The sequence below is a fragment of the Caballeronia sp. genome, from assembly GCF_049581465.1.
GTDB lineage: Bacteria > Pseudomonadota > Gammaproteobacteria > Burkholderiales > Burkholderiaceae > Caballeronia.
On sequence record NZ_JBAUSA010000274.1, the window covers coordinates 1 to 6,648 of the forward strand.

General features: G+C 58.4%; 8 protein-coding genes. 3 read left to right on the plus strand and 5 right to left on the minus strand.

Annotation, left to right across the window (positions count from 1 at the left end):
* From WCA53_RS06770 to WCA53_RS06780, 3 genes are all read right to left on the minus strand, one after another.
* The coding region (locus WCA53_RS06770; RefSeq protein WP_423907222.1) for a molybdopterin-dependent oxidoreductase at nt 1-951 on the minus strand (951 nt) is incomplete at its 3' end.
* A gap of 142 nt (nt 952-1,093) precedes the next feature.
* Nucleotides 1,094-1,696: a spermidine N1-acetyltransferase gene (gene speG / locus WCA53_RS06775; RefSeq protein ID WP_423907224.1), complete on the minus strand. Its 603-nt coding sequence runs from the start codon at nt 1,694-1,696 to the stop codon at nt 1,094-1,096.
* 178 nt (nt 1,697-1,874) lie between these two features.
* A complete protein-coding gene (locus WCA53_RS06780) occupies nt 1,875-2,261 on the minus strand; it encodes a DUF488 domain-containing protein (RefSeq protein WP_423907226.1) in 387 nt (128 codons plus the stop codon).
* A gap of 442 nt (nt 2,262-2,703) precedes the next feature.
* Here WCA53_RS06780 and msrB point away from each other — a divergent pair, with 442 nt between their 5' ends.
* Nucleotides 2,704-3,219, plus strand: a complete 516-nt coding sequence (gene msrB, locus WCA53_RS06785) for a peptide-methionine (R)-S-oxide reductase MsrB (RefSeq protein WP_423907228.1) — start codon at nt 2,704-2,706, stop codon at nt 3,217-3,219.
* A 72-nt stretch (nt 3,220-3,291) separates the two neighbouring features.
* Here the strand turns inward: msrB and WCA53_RS06790 are convergent, their stop codons facing one another.
* Complete coding sequence (locus tag WCA53_RS06790) at nt 3,292-3,513, minus strand: tautomerase family protein (protein WP_423907231.1); 222 nt, start codon at nt 3,511-3,513, stop codon at nt 3,292-3,294.
* Between the two features lie 408 nt (nt 3,514-3,921).
* Between WCA53_RS06790 and WCA53_RS06795 the strand changes: the two genes are divergently transcribed.
* Nucleotides 3,922-4,860: a hypothetical protein gene (locus WCA53_RS06795; RefSeq protein WP_423907233.1), complete on the plus strand. Its 939-nt coding sequence runs from the start codon at nt 3,922-3,924 to the stop codon at nt 4,858-4,860.
* A gap of 115 nt (nt 4,861-4,975) precedes the next feature.
* On the opposite strand, the gene WCA53_RS06800 is transcribed toward WCA53_RS06795, so the two are convergent.
* A complete protein-coding gene (locus WCA53_RS06800; RefSeq protein WP_423907236.1) occupies nt 4,976-5,557 on the minus strand; it encodes a DJ-1/PfpI family protein in 582 nt (193 codons plus the stop codon).
* A 347-nt stretch (nt 5,558-5,904) separates the two neighbouring features.
* Here WCA53_RS06800 and WCA53_RS06805 point away from each other — a divergent pair.
* Nucleotides 5,905-6,648: LysR family transcriptional regulator (locus WCA53_RS06805; protein ID WP_423907238.1), on the plus strand; the 744-nt coding region annotated here is incomplete at its 3' end.

Genomic DNA, 6,648 nt, shown 5'->3' on the forward strand with positions numbered 1-6,648 from the left:
GAAATCAACATCCAGCACGCGTGCTGCGCCTGACGCGCATGCGGCGTCATCGAGTTCGATCACGCGCTTGGCAACACCCTTGATCAGCGCAAAATCACCGCCGATTTTTGGACGGATGAAAACGGAGCTGATTTTTGTGCTGCCCATAGTGAGCATCTCAACCGGATGCTGGGGACTCGCGAAGCGTTCGAGCCCGCGTTCCTTGAGCGGATTGATCGACACGATGGTCGCCCCTCGCTTCGCACAATCGCGCAATTCGCCAAGCATGCGCGGATGGTTGGTGGCGGGATTCTGGCCGAACAGAAGGAGCACGTCGGCGTGTTCGAAATCGTCAAGCGTTACCGTTCCCTTGCCGACGCCAACGGTGTGCGGCAAGCCGCGACTTGTCGCTTCATGGCACATGTTCGAGCAATCGGGGAAATTGTTGGTGCCGAACATGCGCACGAACAACTGGTACAGAAAGGCCGCTTCATTGCTAGCACGCCCGGACGTGTAGAAGGCGGCACGATCAGGGTTGTCGAGGCGCTTCAAGTGCGCAGCGACCAATTCAAACGCCTCGTCCCACGAGACCGGCACATAGCGGTCCCGCGTGGCGTCGTACACGAGCGGGTCGGTGAGACGTCCATGCTGTTCGAGTTCGAAGTCGGATTGAGCCATCAGTTCCGACACGGTGTGCGCTTCAAAAAAAGAGGGTATCACCCGTTTGCTGGTCGCCTCGGCGGCTACCGCCTTGACGCCGTTCTCACAAAACTCAAAGGTCGAAGCATGCTGCCGATCCGGCCACGCGCAACCGGGGCAATCGAAGCCGTCGGGCTGATTCTGGGCGAGCAACGTGCGATAGTTTCCGCCCGTCACTTTCTCCTTGAGGAGGTTGAGCGCAACGTACTTGAGCGCGCCCCAGCCCGCGGCGGGGTGTGTGTACGGTTCAATACGAGCTTCTGGTTTCTTCATGGCCTTGGCGCAGCTGAGAGGCGAATCCGCCGATAGCCCGAAGAATACTGTGTTCCAAAATTCGCGCGGCGCACAGAAAAGCGCTAATTCGAGGGGTACAGTTGGCGCAACGCTTATTTCCAGCCCCGGTTCAAACCTCGACTCAGAGCTCGCCGTGGCCTGCTTGTTCGCCGGATGCCAGTACAGCCGGGTTGCGATGGTACTCAGTCACTGCGCGCTTACGGGCAAGGAAGGCATGCTGGAACATGCACATCCGATAAACGTTGTGGTACTCCCCGTTGCCGAAAAATTCCTCAATCAACTCCGCTTCGCGCTTGAACCCGCACTTCTCATAAACATGGATCGCTGCCGCGTTGGAGACATCGACGATGAGATAGAGTTTGCGCAGGTTGAGAACCGAAAACGCGTAGTCGGCCGCAAGCTCGGTCGCCCCCCTCGCGTAACCTCTTCCCTGGGCTTCCGGCGCAATGATGATGACGAACTCGCCTCGCCTGTGGATGTAGTCGAGTTCGATCAGTTCAGTCAGCCCAATGGTCGTGCCCGACTTGTCGACCGCGACAAACCTTCGTTCCCGCAGATCGTGCACGTGGCGATCATAGAGCTGCGATAGCTCCGAGAACGTTTCATACGGCTCTTCGAACCAATAACGCATGATCTTCGCGTTGTTGTTGAGCTCGTGAACGAAGTGCAAGTCACTTCGTTCGAGCGGTCGAAGTATCATGTGCTGGTTTTTTTCGATGATCATAATTTCCCTGGCCTGCGTTCGCGAAACCATTCCACGTGGACAAGTCTGCCATTTTTCGCTCGGGGCCTGGCTCGCGTACGTCAAAGGGCCCCAATAAGCTGGCGGCGCATCATCGACCGGTAATCAAGTGGTTGTGACGGCTAACATGCGTCACCGTTTCCAAGCTCGCTCCGACGAATCACTTTATCAAGGCACCTCGCTCGTTCAGTAGTTGACGAAGAACGCTTCGATGGCAGCGACTTTCGTCTGCACAGTAGCAGCCGACGGAAAAGTGCGTCGTCTTTGACAACACCGCCAGCAAGTCCAGCACCTTGCTGGCGTCGCTATGGTTCATCTCAGTGCGGAATTTCCGCGCAAAAGCCGCCCAATCGGCGGCGCTCGTCGCCGCCTTTGCCTGAGCCACCAGCTCCGCGCTGGGTGACAGGTTGGGCAGCCAGACATCGTAGTAGTCGCGCGTACCGAACTCAGTCTTGGGTACGCCACGCGGCGGTCGCCGAACGGTACCGATGCGCACGCCCTCGTCAGGCGCGCGAGGGGAACCTAGTCGGACGATGCTGATGCTCATGGCTTCTTCCGGGAGATTTAGACAGGGATGACGGTATGATTATCGACTCGAACTGTGCTTTAGGATGCTTGATGGACGAGGCCACTTTGAACGCTTATGAGCGGGACGCTGCCGGGTTTGCGAAGGAATGGAACGAGCAACCCAGCCCGTTTGATTCCGCTTTCGACAAGCAAAGCGTAGTCGACGCACTCAGTCCCCACGCCGTCTTTCTGTTCGATCGCGAAGACATCAGCGCATCGTCGGGCAAAAGAGTACATCGGCTAGTCGTTCGAAAAATGAGCACGGACGACTGGCCCTCATATATTTTTCGATCGGTGTAACCCAGCAGGGGAATTTCTCGAATTACATGGCGTTCACTATTAGAACGCTCGGGTTAGTGCCGTAGATCAACCGCGGTCTGCTCGCCGCAGAAATGCCCGCGCGCCCCGTTCAGGAGATATCCATGCAATCCCGCCGCCGATTCTTTCTCGCTGGCACCACGCTTGCCGTCGCCGGCGTATTCGCGCTCTTCCAACGTCGCGTGCGCGGCGCGACCGGCCCCGCCGCGGGCGCTGCACCCGAAACATTCGAGGTCGTCCACACTGACGAGGAATGGCGGCGAATCCTGAGCCCGACGCAATACGCGATATTGCGCGAGGCGGACACGGAGCGCCCGTACAGCAGCCCGTTGAACAGTGAACACCGGAGCGGGCTGTTCGCGTGCGCCGGGTGCCAGCTCGATGTCTTCACATCCCGCACGAAGTTTGAAAGCCACACGGGCTGGCCCAGCTTCTGGGCGCCGCTCGACCACGCGATCGCGACTCATGAGGACCTTTCTTTCGGTACATCGCGCACCGAAGTGCACTGCCGTCGATGCGGCGGCCATCTCGGGCATGTCTTCGACGACGGCCCTAAACCGACGGGCCTGCGTTATTGCATGAACGGCGCCGCGATGACGTTCAAGCCCGGCGCCGCATGAGCAACACCAGCACCACTATCGCGGTGCGGATTTCGTGAATCGGGGGGCGGGCGCGTGCGCCAGTCCACCGCGTCAGCTTCGGCCGGTAGCTGCCTTCTGCCTCGCGCGCAGCACTGTGACCGATTCGCCGGCGAAGCCCCAGTTGTCGGTATCGACCTCTTCAATCACCACGAAGGTGGCCGCCGGGTCTTTATTCAGCACGCGCACGACGAGATCCGTCGCACCCCTGATGAGTTCCTCCTTCTGTTCTCGCGTAACGCCTTCACGCGTTATCTGAATGCTGATGTACGGCATGACAACACTCCTTGTGCAGTTTGTTAAAAGCGGCGGCGGCCTCCCAATACGACGTGCCGGCTGTCGTGCCGCCATCGAGGGGAAGCACAGGGCGAGCACCTGATTCGGGTTTGGGACGAAGGAAAATCACGCGTGGACGCAGTACTTTAATTAAAGATTCCATTCTTCGAAATGCAAACCGGGAAGCACCGGGAAGCACATCCACCAGTGCCGTTCCCATTCACCCTACCCGCACCCCGCTGTCGACGGACATACAAAGTTGTATGAATATCCAGCATGTCTATTTCCGTGTCGAGACCCAACTCAAGAGCCAAGTGCGAGGCATGCTAGTGTGCGCATACCTTCCACAAGATCGACCACGCCGCGCTCCGGCTGTTCTCGCTAACCGCAACAGACAAGGAAAACGTCATGTTTTTTACGCCGGCATCTCTTCGGTTTGTTCGATATGCAATCTCCTGCGCCGCGACAGCCGTAGCGGTCATCACCCTGCCTGGCTGCGGAACCGCGCAAGTCCCTGCCGCATCCCAGCGTGTGGAAGTCGACGCACGCGCGAACGGTATCGCCATTCGCCCGAGCGACAACACGATTTTCATCACGGACGATAAAACCAACGGCGTACTTTCATCGACTAACGGCAAGGATTTTGTGCCGTACGCAACGATTCCCCCGGTCACCGGGCAACCAAATGCGCTAAGTCAGTTGATCGTGACGGACGATGGCTCGTTGCTGGTCGCGCAGTTTGGATTTGGCAAGACGGGCGCTGTGCTCGACATCGATAAGGACAGGTCCGCCGTTGCGCTGCAAGGCCCCGATCCAGCGCGGCGAAGACTCGGCATGGTCGCTATCGGCCGGGGAAAACTACTTTCAAGCTGGTTTGTAAAGAATGCGAGCGGGCCGCCGTCCGGCGGTGTGAGCCTGATCATCTATGACGAATCAACGCATCAAGCGAGCGAACATAATCTGCTGACGGGACTGGGAAAACCAGTAGGCATCGAGGTGCAAGGAGATGACGTTTTTATCTCCGATCAGGCGAACAACATGATCCTTGAAGTGAGCCTTTCCGCACTTGTCGATCATCATCGGGCGGGCGGCGTGGTCCCGAAGGTCATTAAAATCGATCAGCCAGATCTGCTGGCAATCGATGCGAGCGGCGCTCTTTACACCAAGTGCAATTCGACGGCCGTTTGCAAGATCACGCCTGACGGCAAGGTTGTTCCGCTTGCGAACGATTTCCACGACGCCCGAGGTGTGGCCGTGGACTCGACACGCGGCATTCTGTTCGTGGTGGACCGAGGTGACTCCGCAAATGGCGTCAGCATTCTCAGGGCCTTATCGCTTAAGCAGTAAGGGCTTAAGCAGTAAAGCAGCTCGTTCAGTCAAATCGGAATAGAAGAGGCGAGACTCCTCGCGGCGCTCCATTGAGATCCGCGAGAGTCGGTCTGAAAGCAAGTTGTAAGGCACATCAGAGTTTGATTTCAGTGCCAAGCTTCAGGAGAAACTGCGCCAGCCATTGCGGATGGGCAGGCCATGCGGGAGCCGTGACGAAGTTGCCGTCGGTGACCGCACTATCCACTGCAATGTCTGCATAGTCGGCGCCGGCCAAGCGGACTTCCGGCGCGCAGGCGGGATACGCGGAGATCCGTTTTCCACGTATCACGTCCGCCGCTGCAAGCAATTGGGCACCGTGGCAAACCGCGGCAATCGGCTTGCCTGCCGTGGCAAACTGCTGGACGATTTCGACGACCCGGTTGTTCAACCGGAGGTATTCGGGCGCCCGTCCGCCAGCAATCATCAGCGCGTCGTAATTTCCGACATCGACTTCGTCGAAGCTTGCGTTCAGGGCGAATAGATGACCCGGCTTTTCAGTGTAAGTCTGGTCGCCCTCGAAGTCGTGAATCGCGGTCTTGATCTTGTCTCCGCTTTTCTTGCCCGGGCAAACGGCGTGCACCGTATGGCCAACCATTTGAAGTGCCTGGAAAGGCACCATGGTTTCATAATCCTCGGCAAAATCACCGGTCAAAAACAAGATTTTTTTCGCTGCCATCTTGAGCCTCCTGTCGAAGAAACACCGCTCGAAATCGGTCCGCAAGGACCGGGGTACCCTGATCAACTCCGCTTGAGCTCTTTGCCAAGCCCTGAAAATTCATTCAAATTCGCGCGCCTGTCAACTTGGATCACCGCACATTCGGTGACACGGTAGCGGCTGCCTGAGTAGCTAACTAAGCGCATGCCTGAGTGCCTAAGTTTATCGTGTGCGCGTTCGGAAGATTCCGTGTCATCAACTTTATTGTGAACGCCTATCCGTCAATCCCGCTCCCCGGCGACTGACTATACTTATGTCCGACCAGTCGACAGATACCCTTCTGCGGCACTTATTTGATACGCGGCGTCATGAACAACAAACGGCAATTCGACGACCTCCTGCTTGGCAGCATCGAACTATTTTGTCACGCGGCTGAACTGACGAGCTTCACCGACGCGGCGAACGCTGCCGGGGTCACGCCAGCGGCCGTGAGCCGCTCGGTGTCGCGCCTGGAGGAACGCTTGGGGGTGCAGCTATTCGTGCGCACGACGCGGCGCATTCGTCTGACCGACGCGGGCCGCTCCTACCATGAGCGATGTCGGGAAGCGCTCGCGCAACTCATCGATGCAGAACGCGAAGCGACCGGGCAACAATCGGCGCCCGCCGGCACGCTGCGCATCAGCATGCCGACGCCTTACGCGCACTATCGCGTGCTGCCTATCCTGCCCGCGTTTCGCGCGCTTAATCCGCAAGTGCACGTGGAGGTGCATATCAGCAACCGCAATATCGATTTTGCGGAAGAAGGCTTCGATCTTGCGATACGCGGGCGCGCGCCGGACGAATCGAACCTGATCGCGCGCAAGCTTGAGGACGCGGAGCTAGTGATTGTGGCAAGTCCGGCGTATTTGGCACGTGCTGGAACGCCGGTTTCCTGCGACGACCTCGACCGGCATGAGTGCATCCAGTTCGACTTGCCAAGCAGCGGCCGCAAGATCCCATGGTTGCTGAAGGTTGATGGCAGCGACGTGGAGCGATTCACCATGGGCGGCTATTCGAGCGCGGGCGATGTGCTGGGAGGCGTGACGCTCGCTCGCAGCGGGGCGGGACTATTC

Bases quoted from the DNA above. Each gene is read 5' to 3' on its own strand.
- WCA53_RS06790 (WP_423907231.1), bottom strand. From the start codon at position 3,513: ATGCCGTACATCAGCATTCAGATAACGCGTGAAGGCGTTACGCGAGAA.
- WCA53_RS06780 (WP_423907226.1), bottom strand. From the start codon at position 2,261: ATGAGCATCAGCATCGTCCGACTAGGTTCCCCTCGCGCGCCTGACGAG.
- speG (WP_423907224.1), bottom strand. From the start codon at position 1,696: ATGATCATCGAAAAAAACCAGCACATGATACTTCGACCGCTCGAACGA.
- WCA53_RS06800 (WP_423907236.1), bottom strand. From the start codon at position 5,557: ATGGCAGCGAAAAAAATCTTGTTTTTGACCGGTGATTTTGCCGAGGAT.
- WCA53_RS06795 (WP_423907233.1), top strand. From the start codon at position 3,922: ATGTTTTTTACGCCGGCATCTCTTCGGTTTGTTCGATATGCAATCTCC.
- msrB (WP_423907228.1), top strand. From the start codon at position 2,704: ATGCAATCCCGCCGCCGATTCTTTCTCGCTGGCACCACGCTTGCCGTC.